Origin of the sequence: Streptomyces sp. TSRI0281, assembly GCF_001905125.1 — a bacterium.
Classification (GTDB): domain Bacteria; phylum Actinomycetota; class Actinomycetes; order Streptomycetales; family Streptomycetaceae; genus Streptomyces.
Map to the genome: position 1 here is coordinate 586,880 of NZ_LWLE01000001.1, position 20,668 is coordinate 607,547.

General features: G+C 72.4%; 16 protein-coding genes. 3 read left to right on the forward strand and 13 right to left on the reverse strand.

Annotation, left to right across the window (positions count from 1 at the left end; translation table 11 throughout):
* From A6A29_RS47440 to A6A29_RS02620, 4 genes are all read right to left on the reverse strand, one after another.
* Positions 1 to 47, reverse strand: a 47-nt coding sequence (locus A6A29_RS47440) for a hypothetical protein (protein WP_274535787.1), incomplete at its 3' end; no start/stop codon positions are given.
* Positions 48 to 379: 332 nt separating this feature from the next.
* Positions 380 to 1,492 (reverse strand): XRE family transcriptional regulator, encoded by a 1,113-nt coding sequence (locus tag A6A29_RS02610; RefSeq protein WP_073718259.1) that lies wholly within the window; start codon positions 1,490 to 1,492, stop codon positions 380 to 382.
* 444 nt (positions 1,493 to 1,936) lie between these two features.
* A complete protein-coding gene (locus A6A29_RS02615) occupies positions 1,937 to 2,701 on the reverse strand; it encodes a DUF3017 domain-containing protein (RefSeq protein ID WP_073718260.1) in 765 nt (254 codons plus the stop codon).
* A 20-nt stretch (positions 2,702 to 2,721) separates the two neighbouring features.
* Positions 2,722 to 3,606 (reverse strand): bifunctional methylenetetrahydrofolate dehydrogenase/methenyltetrahydrofolate cyclohydrolase, encoded by an 885-nt coding sequence (locus tag A6A29_RS02620; protein ID WP_073718261.1) that lies wholly within the window; start codon positions 3,604 to 3,606, stop codon positions 2,722 to 2,724.
* Positions 3,607 to 3,831: 225 nt separating this feature from the next.
* Between A6A29_RS02620 and A6A29_RS02625 the strand changes: the two genes are divergently transcribed.
* A complete protein-coding gene (locus A6A29_RS02625; protein WP_073718262.1) occupies positions 3,832 to 4,428 on the forward strand; it encodes an RDD family protein in 597 nt (198 codons plus the stop codon).
* 142 nt (positions 4,429 to 4,570) lie between these two features.
* Here the strand turns inward: A6A29_RS02625 and A6A29_RS02630 are convergent, their stop codons facing one another.
* The 3 genes from A6A29_RS02630 to purN all read right to left on the reverse strand — a co-directional run bounded on the left by A6A29_RS02630 (position 4,571) and on the right by purN (position 8,513).
* Positions 4,571 to 6,142 (reverse strand): DUF2079 domain-containing protein, encoded by a 1,572-nt coding sequence (locus tag A6A29_RS02630; protein WP_073718263.1) that lies wholly within the window; start codon positions 6,140 to 6,142, stop codon positions 4,571 to 4,573.
* A gap of 174 nt (positions 6,143 to 6,316) precedes the next feature.
* Positions 6,317 to 7,870, reverse strand: a complete 1,554-nt coding sequence (gene purH, locus A6A29_RS02635) for a bifunctional phosphoribosylaminoimidazolecarboxamide formyltransferase/IMP cyclohydrolase (protein WP_073718264.1) — start codon at positions 7,868 to 7,870, stop codon at positions 6,317 to 6,319.
* Complete coding sequence (purN, locus tag A6A29_RS02640; RefSeq protein ID WP_073718265.1) at positions 7,857 to 8,513, reverse strand: phosphoribosylglycinamide formyltransferase; 657 nt, start codon at positions 8,511 to 8,513, stop codon at positions 7,857 to 7,859. Before purN ends, purH begins: the two co-directional genes overlap by 14 nt.
* Before the next feature lie 259 nt (positions 8,514 to 8,772).
* Here purN and A6A29_RS02645 point away from each other — a divergent pair, with 259 nt between their 5' ends.
* Positions 8,773 to 9,729: a hypothetical protein gene (locus tag A6A29_RS02645; RefSeq protein WP_073718266.1), complete on the forward strand. Its 957-nt coding sequence runs from the start codon at positions 8,773 to 8,775 to the stop codon at positions 9,727 to 9,729.
* On the opposite strand, the gene A6A29_RS02650 is transcribed toward A6A29_RS02645, so the two are convergent.
* Positions 9,719 to 11,521: a cell division protein PerM gene (locus tag A6A29_RS02650; RefSeq protein ID WP_073718960.1), complete on the reverse strand. Its 1,803-nt coding sequence runs from the start codon at positions 11,519 to 11,521 to the stop codon at positions 9,719 to 9,721. The genes A6A29_RS02645 and A6A29_RS02650 overlap by 11 nt on opposite strands.
* A 125-nt stretch (positions 11,522 to 11,646) precedes the next feature.
* On the opposite strand from A6A29_RS02650, the gene A6A29_RS02655 reads away from it, so the two are divergent.
* Complete coding sequence (locus A6A29_RS02655; protein ID WP_079182543.1) at positions 11,647 to 13,125, forward strand: helix-turn-helix domain-containing protein; 1,479 nt, start codon at positions 11,647 to 11,649, stop codon at positions 13,123 to 13,125.
* Positions 13,126 to 13,281: 156 nt separating this feature from the next.
* Here the strand turns inward: A6A29_RS02655 and sucD are convergent, their stop codons facing one another.
* From sucD to A6A29_RS02680, 5 genes are all read right to left on the reverse strand, one after another.
* Positions 13,282 to 14,166, reverse strand: a complete 885-nt coding sequence (gene sucD / locus A6A29_RS02660) for a succinate--CoA ligase subunit alpha (protein WP_073718267.1) — start codon at positions 14,164 to 14,166, stop codon at positions 13,282 to 13,284.
* Between the two features lie 21 nt (positions 14,167 to 14,187).
* A complete protein-coding gene (gene sucC / locus A6A29_RS02665) occupies positions 14,188 to 15,369 on the reverse strand; it encodes an ADP-forming succinate--CoA ligase subunit beta (RefSeq protein WP_073718268.1) in 1,182 nt (393 codons plus the stop codon).
* A 304-nt stretch (positions 15,370 to 15,673) separates the two neighbouring features.
* On the reverse strand, positions 15,674 to 16,819 hold the full coding sequence (locus A6A29_RS02670) for a VWA domain-containing protein (RefSeq protein WP_241838344.1): 1,146 nt from the start codon (positions 16,817 to 16,819) through the stop codon (positions 15,674 to 15,676).
* A gap of 143 nt (positions 16,820 to 16,962) precedes the next feature.
* Positions 16,963 to 19,473, reverse strand: a complete 2,511-nt coding sequence (locus A6A29_RS02675; RefSeq protein ID WP_241838298.1) for a DUF5682 family protein — start codon at positions 19,471 to 19,473, stop codon at positions 16,963 to 16,965.
* A complete protein-coding gene (locus A6A29_RS02680) occupies positions 19,470 to 20,642 on the reverse strand; it encodes an ATP-binding protein (RefSeq protein ID WP_073718269.1) in 1,173 nt (390 codons plus the stop codon). Before A6A29_RS02680 ends, A6A29_RS02675 begins: the two co-directional genes overlap by 4 nt.
* Between the last annotated feature and the right edge of the window lie 26 nt (positions 20,643 to 20,668).

The following is a 20,668-nucleotide window of genomic DNA, read 5'->3' on the forward strand; positions in this document are numbered from 1 at the left end:
TGGCCGGCTGCGCCGGTCACGGTGACATTCACGGGAGTGCGGGTCATGGCGATCTCCGTTAGACAGCTGGCGGTGGGGGTCCCGACCCCTCGTGCCGGTCCCCTGGTGCTGGACACCTCTGAATCTTGATGTGAAGAGATATCCAGCGGTCAGGCTATCCGACCCGCGCGCGCCCGGCCGCCCGCCCCCCTGTGGCACGGCACACAACCGGTCACGCACCGCACGCACGGCCCGCACACAGGGTCCCACGCACGGCCCGCGAGGCACGCACCCCGCCCACCGGCAGACCGCCCGGCTCCGGGTGACGCACCCGCGCGGCGCACTGCGCCGCGCACGCCCCCGTCGAATTCGCCGCACACGCCGCACGCGTCGCGCGCCCTCACGCCTGGGGGACGGTGCACCCCTTCGTGCCGGAGGCGAGCGTCGCGCACGCCTTGGCGTCGTCGGCCTTCTTCACGGAGACCATCGGGGTGTACGCGTCCTTGTCCGCGTCCACCGTGCCGTCCTGCTCTGCCTTCCCCGCGCTGATCCGCACGGTGTCGCCCGTGGCGGCCTCGGTGATCCGGGCCCAGGCCGCCGAACAGGGCTCGCTGTAGCGCACCTCGATCCGGCTGCCGCCGACCACGGCGCTGGACACCGTACGGGCGTACTGGCCACCGCAGCCCATGGCCTCGGGGTCCTGTCCCGTGCAGTCGGCGCCACTGCACTCGACGCCGTCCGGCAGCTTCGCCGCCCCTGTTGTCGGTGCGGCCGACGGGGGCGTGGCGGTCTTCTTCTCGCCGTCGTCGCCGCCCAGTCCGGTGAGGAGCACCGCCGCGGTCACGACCAGTACTACGCCGACGACGCCCGCGACGACCACGGCCGGCTTGCGGCGGCCCGCGGGCCTGCCCCGACGGCCGCTGCGGTTCGGCGGCCGGGGGCCGGGCTGCGGTGGCGAGTGGTGCGGCGACTGCGGCTGGTGCGGAAGGTGCGGCACCGTACCGCGCTGGACGGGTACGGACGGCGGGCGCGCCGCGTCGTACGCGTACGCGCCGGGTCCCGCGCCCGCCGCGGCGGAGGCTCCCCCGTCGGCGATACCGGACCGCCCGGAACCGTGCCTGCCGCCTCCCGAGCGGCCGCTCCGGCCGCCCGCGCCCGCCGCAGGGACCGTACCGAACTCACCGAGCGCCGCGCGCGCTTCCGTGATCCGGATGGTCTCCATCGTTCTGTCGTGGCGCATCTCGGAGCGGCTCCAGGCGCGTTCGGCCAGCTCCCACATGACGCTCAGGTGGTTCTGATCGGTGCCCGTCACCTCGGCGAGGGCGAGAACGGCACGCTTGGGCGCGAGCAGCCGCCCGTTGAGATACCGCTCCCATGACGTCTTGCTGTAACCCGTACGGTCGGCCACCGCGGCGATGCTCAGGCCGCCGCGGTCGACGAGCCTGCGCAACTGGCTGGCGAACTCCCGTATCTGCGGGTCGAGTTCCTCCGGTAGCGCCTTCCAGCGAGGCATGGCCCCTCTCCCCCCTCTGTATTCCCCCGGACGTGTCTGCTGTGCCCCGCTGCCGACCGGCTCCGTGCCCCGACGCCCGGTTCGGCGGTCTTCCGTTTCCGGGTCTGCCCAAGAGGATGTGCGAAGCCAGGGTGTCAGTTCCTGACGAGGGAGCGCACAGAAGCACTCGGACTGCGGCGCGCCTTGTCGTGCGCCGCGCTCCGTACCGTGCGCCGTGCCAGTCTGCCACCGTTGCGCGACGATCACACCGTGCCGGAATGGTCACTTCCGTGCCACAGGCCCCGGCGATCACTTGTACCGGCTCTTCATGTCCATGACTCTGAATGCGGGACGCGGCAAGGCCACGCACGTCACCGCACACCGGAGCTTCCCGCTTCGGTCGAGCCCCGGCCGCGGGTGTCCGTCCTCCTCGGGGGAGGGGACGGACACTCCGTCGGAACAGGCTCAGCGGATGGTGAAGTGGACCGCGTCCTCCAGCACCGGAATGTCCAGCCACGGCTTGGGCTGGGCCATCAGCGCGAGCATCACGATCAGGGTCCCCATCAGCCCGTACGTGACCAGGTCGGTGAACCGGGACCGCACGGCGAGCATGCCGACCGAGGGGACCACCCAGCGCAGCACGGCCCCGGCGACGAGCGCGAACCCGATCAGCATCGTGCCGATCCGGAACGCCTGGTCGAACGGGTCCGTGGCGACGATCAGCAGCCCCGCGCCGGCCGTGCAGAGCACGGTGAGCAGCGGCCACTGCCGCGCCGGGGCGGGCGCGTCGCCCGGAGCCGCCCTGCCGCCGCCCTCGGGACGGGCCGTGTCGCGGGTCAGCGACGGGAAGCGGCGCGACTTACGGGGAGCGGCGCCCCCGGAGTCGGAAGCGGAGATGGAATCGGCTTCGGAACTACCGGAAACGGCTTCGGCCTCGGCTTCGGGACCGGCATCCGAAGCAGCACCGGCACCCGAAGCGGCTTCGGGACCGGCATCCGAAGCAGCGTCCGAAGCCGCGTCGGCACCGGCGTCCGCACCGGCTTCGGCACCCGAACCGGGTCCCGAACCGCCGGAGCTCTCGCTCTTCACCGCGTCAGCTCCGTCGCCCACCGCGTCGCCCGCTCCGTCGTCCGTCGCCACGCCCGGCTCCCCCGGTTTCCCCTGCTCCCCCGACGCACCCGACTCCCGGCGGGCGGGAGTGGGTTCGGCCTGACTCGTACCAGCACCCATGGGGTTCCTTCCGGTCCGGGTCAGCCCGCGGTCGCGGCGGCGTCGGCGGCCTCGGCGGCCATCCGCTCGGCGGCCTCGACCACGTTGACCAGCAGCTGGGCACGGGTCATCGGGCCGACACCGCCGGGGTTCGGGGCGACCCAGGCGGCCACCTCGGCGACGCCGGGGTGCACATCTCCGACGATCTTGCCGTTCTCGTCGCGGCTGACGCCGACGTCGAGCACGGCGGCGCCCGGCTTCACGTCCTCGGGCTTGATCAGGTGTGGCACACCGGCGGCGGCCACGATGATGTCGGCCTGCCTGAGGTGCGAGGAGAGGTCACGCGTACCGGTGTGGCACTGGGTGACGGTGGCGTTCTCGGTCTTACGGGTCAGCAGCAGCGGGATCGAGCGGCCGATGGTGACTCCGCGTCCGACGACCACGACATGCGCCCCGTTGATCTCCACACCGTGGGCGCGGAGCAGCTGGACGACGCCCTGGGGGGTGCAGGGCAGCGGGCCGGTCTCGTTGAGGACCAGCCGGCCGAGGCTCATCGGGTGCAGGCCGTCGGCGTCCTTGGCCGGCTCCATCAGTTCCAGGACCCGGTTGGTGTCGATGCCCTTGGGGAGGGGGAGCTGAACGATGTAACCCGTGCACTCGGGGTTGCCGTTGAGCTCGCGCACGACCTCCTCGATCTCCTCCTGGGTCGCGGTGTCGGGCAGTTCGCGCTGGATGGAGGCGATGCCGACCTGCGCGCAGTCACGGTGCTTGCCGTTCACGTACCAGCGGCTGCCCGGGTCGTCCCCGACGAGCAGGGTTCCCAGGCCGGGGACGATGCCCTGGGCCTTGAGGGCCGCCACACGGACGGTCAGATCGGATTTGATCGCGGCAGCGGTGGCCTTGCCATCGAGAATCTGGGCAGTCATGTTCCCATCCTCGCGGATGACCCCGCCCGCATACCAATTGCGGGTCACCGCGTGGACACAAGGTTGCACTTGCACAACACCTGGTGACCCGGACTGGACAAACTTACGTACGACTTATAACGATGATGGTCGCAGTGCCGCGGTAGTACGGGGGGCGGACCGCTGACCTGTTCCTTCCTCCGTGCGGCCGTATCCGTCCCCGCACGTCTGCTGTAAGGAACACCCATGAGCTTCGGCGACCCGAACAATCCGTACGGGCAGCAGCCCGGCCAGCCGCCCCAGGGCCAGCAGCCCGGTTACGGCTACCCGCAGCAGGCTCCGCAGGGTGTCCCGCAGCAGGGTTACGGCTACCCCCAGCAGCAGCCCGGCCAGCCCTACGGCGGCGGCTACCCGCAGCAGCCCGGCTACGGCAGCGGCATGCCCGAGCTGGCCCACTGGGGTCTGCGCCTCGGCGGGTTCATCATCGACGGCCTGATCCTCATGGTTCCGTACATGGTGGCCGTCATCGGCGGTGGCGTCGGGGACGCCGTGGGTGCTGTGCTCGCCGTCATCGGTTTCGTCGCGATGATCGCCGTCGCCCTCTGGCAGTGCTACCAGGAAGGCACCACGGGCCAGACGATCGGCAAGAAGGCCGTGGGCATCCGGCTGCTGCGCGAGGCCGACGGCCGTCCGCTCGGCTTCGGCATGGCCTTCGTGCGCCGCCTGGCCCACTTCCTGGACAGCGTCGCCTGCTACATCGGCTGGCTGTGGCCGCTGTGGGACTCGAAGAAGCAGACGTTCGCGGACAAGGTCTGCTCGTCGGTGGTCGTCAAGGCCGGCTGAACCGCCCCGCTCGCACCGGAGGCCGCACCCGTTCACCCGGGGCGGCCTCCGCGCGTTTTCCCGGCCCCGTACGGGCGTACGCCCCGCCCCCGGACCCCCGTACCGGCGTCCGCACCGCCCCGGCCCGGCCCCGTACCGACTGTCAGCGCCCCGGGATCTCCGCCGGGGCCGGGGTGGTGCGCTCCATGACCACGAAGCTCCCGGACCGGTGCTTGAGCCGATAGCGCGCCTCGGGGTGGAGCTGCTGGGCGTACGCCACCGGGTCGGTGATCGGCTGCGCCCAGCCGAAGTCCAGGTTGATGGCGACGATGTCGGGGGCGGTACCGGGGGCTCCGCCGACCCAGTAGACGGTGCGGTCGCCCGTGAGGTGCGCCATCAGCGTGATGTCCGTCTCGACGCGCGCCCCCGCGGGGATGGCCTCCAGCGCCTGCCGGGCCGCGTGGGTGCGCGCGTCGGTGCGGTAGGTCTCGGGGCGCAGCAGGTCGCGCAGCGGCAGATGCTGGGTGAGGGCCACGGCGATCGCGGTGGCGACGGGGACGGCGACCTTCGCGTACGAGGCGAGCCAGGGGCGCGCGGAGGCGCGGCCGCGGCGGATGCCGTCGGCCATGGCCAGGAAGAGCACCGGCATCAGGATGGCGCTGTAGTGCCAGATCATGCCCCAGTGGTGGGAGTCCTGGGACAGCAGGCGCCAGCCGAGCGTGGGCAGGATCAGCAGGATCAGGGGCGAGCGCAGCGCCATGAAGGCGGTGATGCCGACCAGGAAGACCAGCATCTCGATCTTGACCGAGGAGTTGAGGACGCCGAGGACGGAGTCGAAGAGGGAGACGTCCTGCTCGCCGTTCTTGTCGATCTTCGTCCAGTAGTCGTACGTCCCCGCGCTGCTGGCCGCCGGTATGAGGACGAAGACGGTGACGACGAAGGCCAGTAGGCCGAAGGCTGCCAGCAGGGCGCCCTGGAGCCGGCGGCCGTACAGGAAGAGCAGGAGGCCGACGACGGCGACGGTGGCGCCCAGGTCCTCCTTGACCAGGACCAGCGGCAGGGCCCAGAGGGCGGCGGCGGTCCATCGGCGGGTGAGCAGGGCGCGGCAGACGAGGGCGAGCAGCGGTACGGCGAAGGCGATTTCGTGGAAGTCGGACTTCACCGCCTCCTGGAGGCCCCAGGAGAGCCCGTACGCGACGGTGACGCACAGGCCCGAGCGGCCGCCCAGGATCTGCTGGGTGGTGCGCCCGACGACCGCGGCGGAGACGGCGAACAGGGCCGCCTGCGCGAACAGCAGGGCTTCGGCGGAGGGCCAGATCCAGTAGAGCGGGACGAGCAGCGCCACAACGGGGCTGAAGTGATCGCCGAGGATCAGATAGCCGGGGCCCTTGATGTCGACGACGGGGGCGTGCAGGCCGGCGTACGCCCGTACTTCCTGCTCGAATATCCCCAGGTCCCAGGAGGGTGAGCCGAACCGGCTGTACTGGAGGTGGGAGTAGAGGAAGTAGAGCGCGCACAGGACGGCCGCGGCGATCACGTACGGGCGCAGCGGAACACGGCTGACGTCCGCGTCCCCCGCGGCGTCGACGCCCCCCGCAACGTCTGCGGTGTCCGCCCTGCCCGCGGTGTCCGCGGTCGTGTCGAGCACCGGTCCGCCGGGGGCCGGCACACGGGAAGGCGGACCGTCGCCCTCCGCGCCGGACCGGCCCGATTTCCCTTTGTTCAGATCAAGCACGACGCCCCCGCTACGGATTCCCCACGGCCGTTTATTAGAACAGAGGGGCGACGAAGTCCTGAATTCCCGGATGCTCCGGGACCCCCCGGACGCGGCGCGGGCCGCACCCCCGGAGAGGGTGCGGCCCGCGCCGCGCCGGAACGGAACGACTACGCCGCGCCGGAACGGGCCGGCTCAGTGGAAGAAGTGGCGCGTGCCCGTGAAGTACATGGTCACGCCCGCCTTCTGCGCGGCCTCGACGACCAGCTCGTCACGGACCGATCCACCGGGCTGGGCCACGGCCCGGATACCGGCCGCGGTGAGGATCTCCAGGCCGTCGGGGAACGGGAAGAACGCGTCGGAGGCGGCGTACGCCCCGCGCGCCCGCTCCTCGCCCGCCCGCTCGACGGCGAGCTTGGCGGAGTCGACACGGTTGACCTGGCCCATGCCGACACCGACCGAGGCGCCGTCCTTGGCGAGCAGGATCGCGTTGGACTTGACCGCGCGACACGCCTTCCACGCGAAGGCGAGCTCCTTGAGCTCGTCCTCGGAGAGGGCCTCACCGGTGGCGAGGGTCCAGTTCGCCGGGTTGTCGCCGTCGGCCTGGAGCCGGTCGGTGACCTGGAGCAGCGCACCGCCGTCGATCGGCTTGACCTCGACCTCGGCGACCGGGGCCTCGGGGCAGCGCAGCACGCGGATGTTCTTCTTGCGGGCCAGCACCTCGACGGCGCCGTCCTCGTACGCCGGGGCGACGATGACCTCGGTGAAGATCTCCGCGACCTGCTCGGCCATGGCGACGGTCACCGGACGGTTGACGGCGATGACACCGCCGAACGCGGACATCGGGTCACAGGCGTGTGCGTTGCGGTGCGCCTCGGCGACGTCGTCGGCGATCGCGATGCCGCACGGGTTGGCGTGCTTGATGATCGCGACACAGGGCTCGGCGTGGTCGTACGCGGCCCGGCGCGCGGCATCGGTGTCCGTGTAGTTGTTGTACGACATCTCCTTGCCGTGCAACTGCTCCGCCTCGGCCAGGCCACCGGCGCCCGAGGTGTAGAGGGCGGCGGGCTGGTGCGGGTTCTCGCCGTAGCGCAGGACATTGCCGCGCTCGTACGTCGTACCGAAGAAGTCGGGGAAGCCCGAGTCGTCGGCGGCGGCGTAATCGGCGGCGAACCAGGAGGCCACGGCCACGTCGTACGCGGCGGTGTGCTGGAAGGCCTCGGCGGCCAGGCGCTTGCGGGCGCCCAGGTCGAAGCCGCCCGCCTCGACGGCGGCGAGGACGTCGGCGTACCGCTCGGGGCTCGTCACGACGGCCACGGACGGGTGGTTCTTGGCGGCGGCGCGGACCATCGAAGGGCCGCCGATGTCGATCTGCTCCACGCACGCGTCGTCGGAGGCGCCGGAGGCGACGGTCTCCTTGAACGGGTACAGGTTGACGACGACGAGGTCGAAGGGCTCCACACCGAGTTCGGCGAGCTGCTCGCGGTGGGCGTCCAGGCGCAGGTCGGCGAGGATTCCGGCGTGCACGCGGGGGTGCAGCGTCTTCACGCGGCCGTCGAGGCACTCGGGGAAACCGGTGAGCTCCTCGACCTTGGTGACCGGCACTCCGGCGGCGGCGATCCTCGCGGCGGTGGAGCCGGTGGAGACGAGCTCGACGCCCGCCCCGTGCAGACCGCGGGCGAGGTCTTCGAGCCCCGTCTTGTCGTAGACACTGACCAGGGCGCGGCGGATGGGCTTATTCACCGACATGACCGAGATGAACCTTTCGTCCCTCAATGCGATGGCCGTCACGGGCGAGTCGCCCCACGGCCTCGACGAGCAGCTTGCGCTCGACTTCCTTGATGCGTTCATGGAGAGCGGCTTCGCCCTCCGGCGTGTCCTCTTCGGTCACCTCGACCACGCCCTGCGCGATGATCGGACCGGTGTCGACGCCGTCGTCGACGAAGTGGACGGTGCAGCCGGTGACCTTGACGCCGTACGCGAGCGCGTCACGCACCCCATGGGCACCGGGAAAGCTGGGGAGCAGGGCGGGGTGGGTGTTGATGAACCGGCCGCCGAACGCGGCGAGGAACGCGCTGCCCACGATCTTCATGAATCCCGCGGAGACGACGAGGTCCGGGCGGTGCGCGGCCGTGGCGGCCGCGAGCGCCTCATCCCACTCCTCGCGGGTGGCATGGTCCTTGACCTTGCACACGAAAGTGGGCAACCCGGCACGCTCGGCACGCTCCAGACCGACGATGCCGTCGCGGTCCGCGCCGACCGCGACGACCTCGGCGCCGTACCCCAGGGGGTCGTCACCGATGGCGTCGAGCAGGGCCTGGAGATTCGTACCGGATCCGGAGACCAGCACGACCAGGCGGGCCGGAGCGGCGGAGGGGGGCGGGGAGGCCACAGCTGGGCCCTTTCTCGCGTGGTAACTCAGGTGCGATGTGCTTGCGGTGCTCTTTGTACGGTCGTACGAAAGAATCTCGCCCCTCGATACGGGGAACTCTACGAACGGGCCGACCGTCAGCAACGATACCGGCACACCCAGCGGCCCCCACGGGACGGGGGCGTGACCGGGAGGTAGCGTCAGGGGACAGCGAGCCGTCCACCGGGCGGACGAACCGTCCTCGGGACGGACATGACGAGATGGGGAAGACGTTCACCACATGCCGGACCGACGCCGCCGCACCGCCTTCCGCCTTGCTCGTTCCTCTGGTGCCCCTGGTTCCTCTGGTGCACCTGGTTCCTCTGGCCCCTCAGATTCTGCTGGCCCTTCCGGTCCTTCCGATCCCTCTGGTTCCTCTGGTCCTTCCGATCCCTCTGGTTCCTCCGGTTCCTCCGACGACAATCCGTTCGCGGCGCCGCCCGTGGACCGGCCCGACCAGCCGTGGCAGCCGCGCCACCCGTCCTCCTCTTCTTCCTCGTCCCCGGACGGTGACAAGAACGGCAAGGGCGACGGCTCGGGCAGCGGTTCCTCCGGCGACCGCCCGGTGTGGGGCAGCCAGTGGAGCGACCAGCAGCCCGGCCGGGGCAACGGCGGGTTCGGCAGCCGCCCCGGCGGCAACGGCAACGGCGGGCAGGGCGGACCGGAACGCAAACCGGGCGGACTGCGCTGGGACCCGACCGACCCCGCCCAGCGGCGCGCCCGGTACGCGGTGCTCGGCGGCATGTGGGCGTTCTTCTTCGCACTCTTCGACTTCCCGGAGGTCGCCCTGCTCCTGGGTGCGCTCTCCGTCTACTGGGCGCTGAGCTCCCTGCGCGCCAAGCCCGGCAGCCCGTCCGCGAAGGACGGGGCGGCAGGAGCCGCGGGGGCGGGCGCCGGTACGGGCGCCACCGCGGTGACCGGTACGGAGGGGGCGGAGGGCCGCGCGACGCCGCCCGCGCCGGGAACCCCTCCCGCCACCGCGCAGGGCGGCAGCACCCGGCCGCAGACCACGGCGGCGGTCAGCGGGCTGGTGACCGCCCTGCTCGCGCTGTCGATCGTCGCGACGACGTTCACGGTCCAGCTGGTCTACCGCGACTACTACACCTGCGTGAACGACGCCCTGACCAAGTCCGGAGCGCTGGCCTGCAACGATCTGCTGCCGAAGCCGCTGGAACCCTTCTTCGGCGTCAAGGAGTAGCCTCCTGGCCGGGCTCGGGGGGCCGCGAGGGCTCCGGAGCCCGGTCGGACGGGACATCCGGCGGAAAGTCGGCCATGAGCCCGCCGGAACCCTCCTTGAGCGAGGCCCACCGGGCCTCCCTGGCCTCCGTGTCGTGCCAGGGGTCGGCCGGCAGGAAGTCGTAGGGCTCGAAGCCCGTGTCCGCCGCGTTCGTCCCTGTCGCCGCGTCCGCCCCATGGGACGTGCCCCCCGGACGTGAAGCGGACGCCGACGCGGGTAGGCCGGACACGGAGCCGGGCAAGGAGCCGGAGCCGGAGCCGGGCACGGCGGCCTCGCCCGCTCCCTCCCCGGCCTCGCCCTTCCGCTTCCCTTTCCCTTCCCCCTTCCCCTTCCACCAGCGCCGCCGCCCGGTGCTCTCCTGCGCGGACTCCTGCGCGGTCTCCTGCGCGGACTCGTCACTGCCGTCGCTGCCGTCGCTCGCGTCGCTCCCGGGGCGCGTCTCCACCCGGGGCTCCCGGGGCTCCTCCGTCGCGGCCCGCCGCCACGCCCATCCGGGCTCCCGCATCCGCCACACCCGTAGCAGCAGCGCCAGCGGCACGCCGATGACCGCCGTCCACGCGAGTGCGGCCGGTCCCGTCAGCCACCACACGGGCCCGAAGTCCGCCAGCGCCCCCGTCCCGAGCGGCCCCCCGGACATCGCCGTGAGCGCCGCCGTACCGGCCCCGCAGCCCACCGCGGCCAGCAGCGTCACCAGCGCGGTCTCCCGCGGGCTCCAGGACCCCTCGCGTACCGCGGGGACCGGAACGGCCCTCCGTACGGTGAACCAGGCGACCGCCAGACCGGCCGCGACCGGGACCGCCGCGGCCGCCCAGTTCGCGAGCGACCCTGGCCCCTGGTCCGGTACCGCCGCCAACAGCGGGAAGTGGGGCAGAGCCGGCTGCCCGTGGACGGCGGCCGGGGTGACCGTGGCCCCCGTACCGAGCACGAATCCGGGGCCGAGGCCGTACGCGGCACCCCACAGCGCGGCGTTCGGCACCAGCGCCAGGGCCAGCAGCAGCACGGCGAACCGCCCCGCCCAGTCCCCGGAGAGCGACAGGAAGGACTGCTGGGTCTCCTGCGCGTGCCACACCAGCCCCGCCGCCACCACCAGCGCACCGCCGCCGAGCAGCACCATCACCCCGGCCGCGGCGGACCGGCACAGCGTCTCGACCCGGGTCCGGAAGAGGGTGCGCGCGACGGCCTCCTGGAGCCACAGCGGCGCCCAGGACGGCACGGACCCCAGCGGGCGCCCGGCCGCCGTCCACACCCCGGCCGCCGCCGAACCCGCCACCACGAAGGCCGCCGGGAACAGCAGCGTGTCCGGGTCCGCGCTCAGCGACCCGCCCCGCGCATAGGCCGCGGCACCCGCCGCGACCAGCAGATATCCGGCCGTGACCGCGCAGAACGCACCGGCCGGCGAGGGCCGGGCACGCCCCTCGTCGGGATCCGCCGCATCACGGGCGGCCCGGTGCGCCAGCCATACCGGCAGCAGTACGAGCAGCAGCGGGACGGTCGCCACGGGAGCCGGGACACCGCTGAGGGTGTCGGTTCTGACGAGTTCGGCGCCGTGCGCGAGCAGCCAGATCCCGGCCGCGACGTGCAGGGCTCCACCGGGCCCGCTGTCCGGGTACGGAGAGCTGATCCACAGCACCATGACCAGCACGGCGAGCGAGCCGAGCCCGAGCCCCGCCGCGATCACTCCCCGCAGAAAGGCGGAGGCCAGAGCGGTGGACCTGCCCCGCTCGGCCGACAACATCGGGCTGCGCTCGGTCACTTGGGTCACGCCGCCATGCTGCCAACGACACGCGCTTATTCCGTGTAACGGGCGAACGGCCGCTGTGTCGCTCAATATACGTTTATGTACTTTTTCACCCAGTGCAGCGCTTCCGGGGGCCACTCATGACGCGGAGCACGACCGATACGGCCGCCGCCACCCCGCTGCCCTCCCCCAAGGAGTGCCGCAGACTGCGTGAGGCGAAGTCACTGACCGAGGAGCAGGTCGCGGCGGCCATCGGCGTCACGCGCGCCACCGTGCGCTCCTGGGAGACGGGGCGCACGAGCCCCCGCGGGCGCAAGCGGGCGGCGTACGCCAGGCTCATCGGCGCCTGCGCCGAGGACGACCCGCAACCCGCTCCGACCGCTCGCGCCGCACCGAACCACTCGACCACCCGGCCGAGGCCCGCCGCGAAAGGGGCGGCACGGCCGCCGACGCCCTCGGCGGTCCCGAAGCTGTCCGAACCGGACAGGCGGCCCACCCCCGCAACCACCCCCGCTACCGCACCCGCACCCGCACCGAAGGCGCCTCCCGCGCCCTCGGTGTCCCCCGCGCCCTCCGTCGCAGCCACCGGGAGCACCGCCATGTCCCCGACCGAGCCCGGGATCGAGCCCGGCATCGGGTCCGGCATCGGGTCCGGCATCGGGTCCGGCATCGGGTCCGGCATCGGGTCCGGCATCGGGTCCGGCCCCGAGCCCGGCCACGCGGCGAGATCCGCGGCGAGCCCGCCGCCGGGCGCCGCACCCGGTGCCGACCCCGGCGACGAGGCGGGGGGCGTCGCGGCGCTCTCTCCCCATGAGGCGTTCGACGCCCTGTACAGCCATCACGGGCAGGGCCTCGTCCACCAGACGTATCTGCTGACCGGGCGCCGGAGCCTCTCCCGCGAGTCCGTCGAGCGCGCGTTCCAGCTGGCGTGGCAGCGCTGGCCGGAGGTCGCCGTGGACCGTGACCCGGCGGGCTGGGTACGGGCCGCCGCGTACGAGTACGCGATGTCGCCCTGGCACCGGCTGCGCCGCGCCCACCGGCACCCCGACGCGCCGCCCGCCGAGCCCGGCCGGCGGGCGCTGCGCGACGCGCTGCTCGACCTGCCCCCCTCGTACCGGCGCACGCTGCTGCTCTACGACGGTGTGGGCCTGGATCTGCCGGAGACGGCGGCCGAGACGGAGGCGAGCACCCCGGCGGCGGCGGGCCGGCTGATGAACGCACGGGCCGCCGTCGCCGAACGGCTGCCCGAACTGACGGGCCCCGCCTCACCGGCCGATCAGTCGGCGCTGCTGCGCGAGAGGCTGGGCGCGCTCGCCCTCGCCGGAAAGGTACCCGCGCTGCCGCCGCCCCGTGCGGTGCGCAGCGGCAGTGAGCGCAAGGCCCAGCTCTGGACCCGGGCGGCGATCGCCCTGGCCGCGCTGCTGATCGGCGTGACGGGGTTCACCCTGCACACGGCCCCCACCCGGTACGAGCAGCCGCTCGCGCCCGCCGAGCGGGTCGGCGGTGTGCCGCCGCGCGGTGGCCCGCAGAAGCTCACCTCCCAGGATCTGAGGCTCCAGCGGGTACTGCGCGAGGAGTTCGCGAACGGCCCGGAACGGCTGGTGCCACGGATCCCCTGACGGCGGAGAATCCCGGAACGGGAGAGCGCGAGACGGGAGAGCGCGAGACGGGAGAGCGCGAGACGGCGCGGGCCCGTACCCCTGTCCGGGGTACGGGCCCGCGCCGTCCGTGCGGTGACGCTGTGCCGAGGCGGTGGAACGGCCTCGGCGCGGCGATCAGGCGCCGAGGATCTCGCGCGCCAGCTTGGCGGTCTCGGTCGGCGTCTTGCCGACCTTCACGCCGGCGGCCTCAAGGGCCTCCTTCTTCGCCTGGGCGGTGCCGGAGGAGCCGGAGACGATGGCGCCCGCGTGGCCCATGGTCTTGCCCTCGGGGGCGGTGAAGCCCGCGACGTAACCGACGACCGGCTTCGTGACGTTCTTCGCGATGAAGTCGGCGGCACGCTCCTCGGCGTCGCCGCCGATCTCGCCGATCATCACGATGAGGTCGGTCTCGGGGTCGGCCTCGAACGCCGCGAGGGCGTCGATGTGCGTCGTACCGATGACCGGGTCGCCACCGATGCCGACGGCGGACGAGAAGCCGATGTCGCGGAGCTCGTACATCATCTGGTAGGTCAGCGTGCCGGACTTGGACACGAGACCGATGCGGCCGGGCTTGGTGATGTCGCCCGGGATGATGCCGGCGTTGGACTGGCCGGGGGTGATGAGACCCGGGCAGTTCGGGCCGATGATCCGGGTCTTGTTGCCCTTCGAGCCCGCGTAGGCCCAGAAGGCGGCGGAGTCGTGGACGGCGATGCCCTCGGTGATGACGACCGCGAGCGGGATCTCGGCGTCGATCGCCTCGACGACGGCGGCCTTGGCGAAGGCCGGCGGCACGAAGAGGACGGAGACGTCCGCGCCCGTCTTCTCCATCGCTTCCTTGACGGAACCGAAGACCGGGACCTCGGTGCCGTCGAAGTCGACGGTCGTGCCGGCCTTGCGCGGGTTCACGCCGCCGACGATGTCGGTGCCGTCAGCCAGCATGAGCTTGGTGTGCTTCATGCCCGTGGCGCCGGTCATCCCCTGGACGATGACCTTGCTGTCCTTGGTGAGGAAGATAGCCATGGTGTTGGAGTCCCTCGTCCCTTACTTCGCAGCCGCGGCGAGCTCGGCGGCCTTGTCGGCCGCGCCGTCCATGGTGTCCACACGCTGCACCAGCGGGTGGTTGGCGTCGGAAAGGATCTTGCGACCCAGCTCCGCGTTGTTGCCGTCGAGGCGCACGACCAGCGGCTTCTCGACCTTCTCGCCCTTGGACTCAAGCAGCGCCAGAGCCTGGACGATGCCGTTGGCGACCTCGTCACAAGCGGTGATGCCACCGAAGACGTTGACGAAGACGGACTTGACGTCCGGGTCGCCGAGGATGATCTCCAGGCCGTTCGCCATGACCTCTGCGGAGGCGCCGCCACCGATGTCGAGGAAGTTGGCGGGCTTCACGTTGCCGTGGTTCTCACCGGCGTACGCGACGACGTCCAGGGTCGACATGACCAGACCGGCACCGTTACCGATGATGCCGACCTCGCCGTCGAGCTTGACGTAGTTGAGGTTCTTGGCCTTGGCGGCAGCCTCAAGCGGGTTGGCTGCGGCCTTGTCCTCAAGAGCCTCGTGGCCGGGCTGGCGGAAGTCGGCGTTCTCGTCGAGCGAGACCTTGCCGTCCAGCGCGATGATGTCGCCGGAGGCCACCTTGGCCAGCGGGTTCACCTCGACGAGGAGCGCGTCCTCGGCGACGAAGGTGTCCCACAGCGTCACCAGGACCTCGGCGACCTTCTCGGCCACCTCGGCCGGGAACTTCGCCAGGGCCACGATCTCGCGGGCCTTCTCGATGGTGACGCCGGAGTTGGAGTCGACCGGGACCTTCGCGAGGGCCTCGGGGGTCTTCTCCGCGACCTCCTCGATGTCCATGCCGCCCTGCACCGAGGCCATGGCCAGGAAGGTGCGGTTGGTGCGGTCGAGGAGGTACGAGACGTAGTACTCCTCCAGGATCTCCGGTGCGGTCTCGGCGATCATCACGTTGTGGACCGTGTGGCCCTTGATGTCCATGCCGAGAATGTCGGTCGCACGGGCGACCGCCTCGTCCGGGGTGGCGGCGAGCTTGACGCCGCCCGCCTTGCCTCGGCCGCCGACCTTCACCTGGGCCTTGACGACAGACTTGCCGCCCAGCCGCTCGGTCGCCTCGCGGGCTGCCTCAGGCGTGTCAATGACTTCACCGGCCAGCACCGGTACACCGTGCTTGGCGAAGAGGTCCCTCGCCTGGTACTCGAACAGGTCCACGCGCGTCCGTCCCTTTTAGTGGTCTCGCGGTTGGTTTTCTGCGTGGGCGTGCCGCGAAGGGCAACGTGACTGCGCTGTCACTAGGGAGGCGTACACGGTGTCCGAGTACGCGGCATGTCCATCCGGCAGGTTATCCCCGCGCTCGACAGGACCCTAAATCGCAGATCACAGCTGAGCGGTGATTACCGTCACAGATCGCGCCGGTGGCCGAGCCGCGAGGGACATAACGCCACGTCGGCGCGGGTGCGGGGACCCACTGGGGCGGGCCCGTCGAGCGCGGTGGGCAAACGCGGTGTCGCCGAACTCACCGAGCGGGCTCCGTGTCCGGTACGGGCAGCGGCCTCCTCTCGATAGCCGCGGCCATGATGTCGGGGAAGAGATCCGGCGTGCAGGCGAACGCGGGCGTGCCGAGCGCACCGAGCGCCGCCGCGTGCTCACGGTCGTACGCGGGCGCGCCCTCGTCGGAGAGGGCGAGCAGGGTCACGAACTGCACCCCGGACGCCTTCATCGCGGCGACCCGCTTGAGCATCTCGTCGCGTATGCCGCCCTCGTAGAGGTCGCTGATGAGGACGACGACGGTGTCGGCGGGGCGGGTGATGCGGGACTGGCAGTAGGCGAGCGCCCGGTTGATGTCCGTGCCGCCGCCGAGCTGGACGCCGAAGAGGACGTCGACCGGGTCGTCGAGCTGATCGGTGAGGTCGACCACCGCCGTGTCGAAGACGACGAGCCGGGTCGCCAGGGTGCGCATGGAGGCGAGGACCGCGCCGAAGACGGCGGCGTGGACGACGGACGCGGCCATCGAGCCCGACTGGTCGATGCAGAGGATGACGTCCTTCTTCACGGACCGGGCCGCCCGCCCGTACCCGATGAGACGTTCGGGTACGACCGTTCCTGCCCCGTCCTCCCCGGGAAGGGGCAGATAGTTCTTGAGGTTGGCCCGGATGGTGCGGTCCCAGTCGATGTCCCGGTGGCGGGGCCGGCCGATCCTCGCCGAACGGTCCAGCGCTCCGGTGAGGGTGGCCCGGGTGCGGCCCGCGAGGCGTTTCTCCAGGTCCTCGACGACTTTGCGGACGACGGCCCGCGCGGTCTCCTTCGTCGTCTCCGGCATGGCCTTGTTGAGCGAGAGCAGGGTGCCGACCAGATGGACGTCGGCCTCGACGGCCTCCAGCATCTCCGGCTCCAGCAGCAGCGCCGACAGGCCGAGGCGGTCGATCGCGTCGCGCTGCATGATCTGGACGACGGAGCTGGGGAAATACGTACGGATGTCACCGAGCCAGCGGGCGACGGAGGGCGCGGAGGCTCCGAGCCCCGCCGAGCGCTCGCTTCCGCCCCGTCCGCCGGGCTTCTTCCCGCCGCCGCCGTAGAGCGCGTTCAGCGCGCCGTCCATCGCGACGTCACGGCCGGTGAGCGTGCGTCCGGTGCTCTCGGCGCTGTCCGCGCCCAGCACCATCCGCCAGCGCCGCAGCCGTTCGTCGTCGGCCGCTGCCCCGGTCGTCCCGACGGCGGTCGGCCCCACCCCAGTCGTACCCACCCCCGTCGTTCCCGCCACCGGCTCCCGCTCCCTCTCGCTGGTGTCCCTCGCCGTGTGTGTCGTCATCCGGTTACCTCCCGCTCCTGGAGCGGGAGGTAACCGTCCGCCTCCTGCGTGCCGTTCCGTGCGGTCGGCCCGGGGGTGAGGCCGAGCAGCAGGCGCAGCACCGGAGCCACGGCGTCCGCCCTGGCTCCGTCGAGGCCGGGGCCGAAGCCGGGCGCGGCCGGGTCCGTGGCGCTGTGGTGCGGTCCTTCGGGGGCCGGTCCGCGGCGGACCAGCTCGCCCAGGGTGCGCCGTACACCCGGTTCGTACGCGGAGAACGTACGGCGCAGCAGCGGCAGCACATCGGTGAAGGTGTCCGCGGGGACACCGGTGAGCCATGTGTCGACCAGGCCGAGCAGCCGCTCGTCGTGGACGAGCAGCATGCCGCCGCCCGACGCTCCGCCGACGAAGCCCTCGATCCAGGCCGCGGCGTCGGGCGGCGGGGTGCCGGGCGAGAGCACGAGGCCCATGAGCCGCGCCGCGTCGTCCTCGGCCAGCCGCCCCTCGTCGAGCAGCAGGCGGGCGGCACGGCCGCGGATGACCCCGGCGACGGTGTCCCTGTCGGCCAGCTTGCGCAGGACGGCGGCCCAGCGCTCCCGCAGGCCCTCGGCGGGTACGGCTCCGGCGAGCAGGCCGATCGCGGTGTGCACACCGTCCACCTGGCGGCGCAGCGCGTCGGCGCCGTCCGCGTCGAGTCCGGTACAGGCGGAGGGCAGACCGACGCAGATCCGCTCGGCGAGCCCGGCGGCGACCTCGCCGAGCGCGGCCGTGTCCGTGGAACGTACGTCCCCGTACCGCAGGGAACGGGCCAGAGCGGGCAGCGCCTCGGCGAGGTGGCCGACGTCCGCGTCGAGTGCGGCACGGTCGGCGAGCGCCTTCATCACGACGGGCAGCGCCTCGGTCAGCTCGGCCAGCAGGCAGTGCTCGGCGAGGGCGGTCACCTCGGACAGCGCGGTGGCCGACACGGCTTCCGACTCGGCCTTCGCCGTGGCCGCGGAGAGCACGGTGGTGCCCCACACTCCGGCTTCGGCGATCCGTACATGCAGCTCGGGCTCCCAGCTCAGCCGCCAGCTCTCCCGGAACGTGCCCGTGCTCCCCCGGCCGGTGGCGGGCTCCCCCCATCCGACGGCGAGGAGCCGGAGCCGGTGCAGCAGTCTGCTGCGTGCGGCGTCCGTGTCCTTGCGGAGGTCGAGCTCCAACTCCCGCTCCGGCGCCTCCGGTTTGAGCCGCAGCGTGCGCTGCTGCCGGGCCAGGTCGCGTTGCAGCGGGACGGCGGGGGCGCTGTCCGGGACCTCGCCGAGGGTCTCGCCGACGACGAGCCGGTCCCGCACGAGGGCGAGCGGCACGTCGGAGCCCTCGCACATCACGGCCCGTACGGCGTCGGTGGTCTCGCCGAGCCCGGCGAGCGGCCGGCCCCGCATGGCGGCGAGCGTCTCGGCGAGCCGGACGGCCTCGATGACATGGGCGGTCGAGACGAACCTGTCCTCGTCGCGGAGCAGCCCGGCGACCTTGGTCATCCACCGCTCGATCGGCCGGTCGGTGGCGCCGAAGAGGTGGCCGTACCAGCCGGGTGAGTCGATCCCGGCACCGTATCCGCTGTGCCGGGCGAGCCTGCGGTGGGTCCATGGCACCCAGGTCAGTTCGGTCCTGACCTTCGGGAGCCCCTTGAGCAGGGCCTTGTCAGCGGCGAGGGTGGTCCTGGCGGCGAGTGCGGGGACGTGCCAGGCGCCGCAGACGACGGCGATGTCGTCCCCGAACTCCTTGCGCGCGGTGCGCAGCCGGATCCTCATGTACGCCTCCCGGACGGCATCGCGGGGATGCCCGCCGTCCCCGTACACCTCGCGCAGCGCGGTCATGGCCTCGGCGAGTGCGGCGAACGGGGCGCGCGGGTCGCCCGCCGTGCCGTCGGGAGCACGGTGCTCGACGACGTCCTCCCACCAGCGCTCGGGGTCCTCGTAACCGGCGGTCCCGGCGAGGACGCCGATCGGGTCGACGGCGGGCGGGAACGGCATCCGGCTGTACGCCGCGCGGTTGCCGTCCCCGGTGTCCTCGGTGTCCTCGCCGTTCCGGTTGTCCGCCGCACCGTCGCCTTCCCCGGCGCCCTCGCCGTCCCGTTCCCCGGCGCCCTCTCCGTCCCGGTCTTCCGGGTCTCCCCCCGCAGCGGGGTCGCGAGGGCCGTCCGGGGTCTCCTTCAGCGCCAGTGAGTGCGCCGCGGGCAGGTCGACGAAGCGCACCGGGACGTCGTTGGCCAGCGCCCAGCGGATCGCCACCCACTCGGGCGAGAACTCCGCCAGCGGCCAGAAAGCCGCTCGGCCCGGGTCGTCCACGGCGTGCGCCAGCAGCGCGACGGGCGGCCGCATCTGCGGATCGGCGGCGAGCGGGAGCAGGGCGTCCCCCTCCGGCGGCCCCTCGACGAGCACCGCACCCGGCCGGACGGCCTCCAGGGCGGCGAGGACCGCACGGGCCGATCCGGGGCCGTGGTGACGCACCCCCAGCAGCAGCGGCCCGGTGGCCGCGGTGCGCCCGGTCATCCGGAGACCTCGCGGCAGGCGCGGTAGAAGTCCTTCCAGCCGTCCCGCTCGCGGACCACGGTCTCCAGATACTCCTGCCAGACCACCCGGTCCGCCGCCGGGTCCCGGACCACGGCACCGAGGATTCCGGCCGCGACGTCGGCGGGCCGCAGGATGCCGTCGCCGAAGTGGGCGGCGAGGGCGAGTCCGTTGGTGACGACGGAGATCGCCTCGGCCGTGGAGAGCGTCCCGGACGGGGACTTGACCTTGGTGCGCCCGTCGGTGGTGACGCCGTCGCGCAGCTCCCGGAAGACGGTCACCACCCGCCGGATCTCGGCCATGCCCTCGGGGGCGGCGGGCAGGTCGAGCGAACGGCCGATCTGGTCGACACGCCGGGACACGATGTCCACCTCGGCCTCGGGTGTCCCGGGCAGCGGCAGGACCACGGTGTTGAACCGGCGGCGCAGCGCGCTGGAGAGTTCGTTGACTCCGCGGTCCCGGTCGTTCGCCGTGGCGATGAGGTTGAACCCGCGGACGGCCTGGACCTCCTGGCCCAGCTCGGGCACGGGGAGGGTCTTCTCCGACAGGATCGTGATGAGCGCGTCCTGCACATCGGCCGGAATGCGGGTCAGTTCCTCGACCCTGGCGGTCATGCCTTCGGACATGGCGCGCATGAGCGGGCTGGGGACCAGTGCTTCCCGGCTGGGTCCGTGGGCGAGCAGCCGCGCGTAGTTCCACCCGTAGCGGACGGCTTCCTCCGGGGTCCCGGCGGTGCCCTGGACGAGCAGGGTCGAGTCGCCGCTGACGGCGGCGGCGAGGTGTTCGGACACCCAGGTCTTGGCGGTGCCGGGGACACCGAGGAGCAACAGGGCCCGGTCGGTGGCGAGTGTGGTCACGGCGACTTCGACGAGGCGGCGCGGGCCGACGTACTTGGGTGTGATCACCGTCCCGTCGGGGAGCGTCCCGCCCAGCAGATAGGTGGCGACGGCCCATGGCGAGAGGCGCCAGCGGACAGGTCTCGGCCGGTCGTCGGCGGCGGCGAGCGCCTTGAGTTCACCGGCGAAGGCGTCCTCGGCGTGCGGCCGCAGGACCTCGGGGCGGGCCCCTGTCCCGGCCGCCTCGACGGCGGCGGCAGCGGCTGTTCCGGCTCCGGCGGTCGCGGTGGCCGCGGTGGTTTCGGGCACGGTCATGGATCCCCCTCCAGATCGTTCGACCT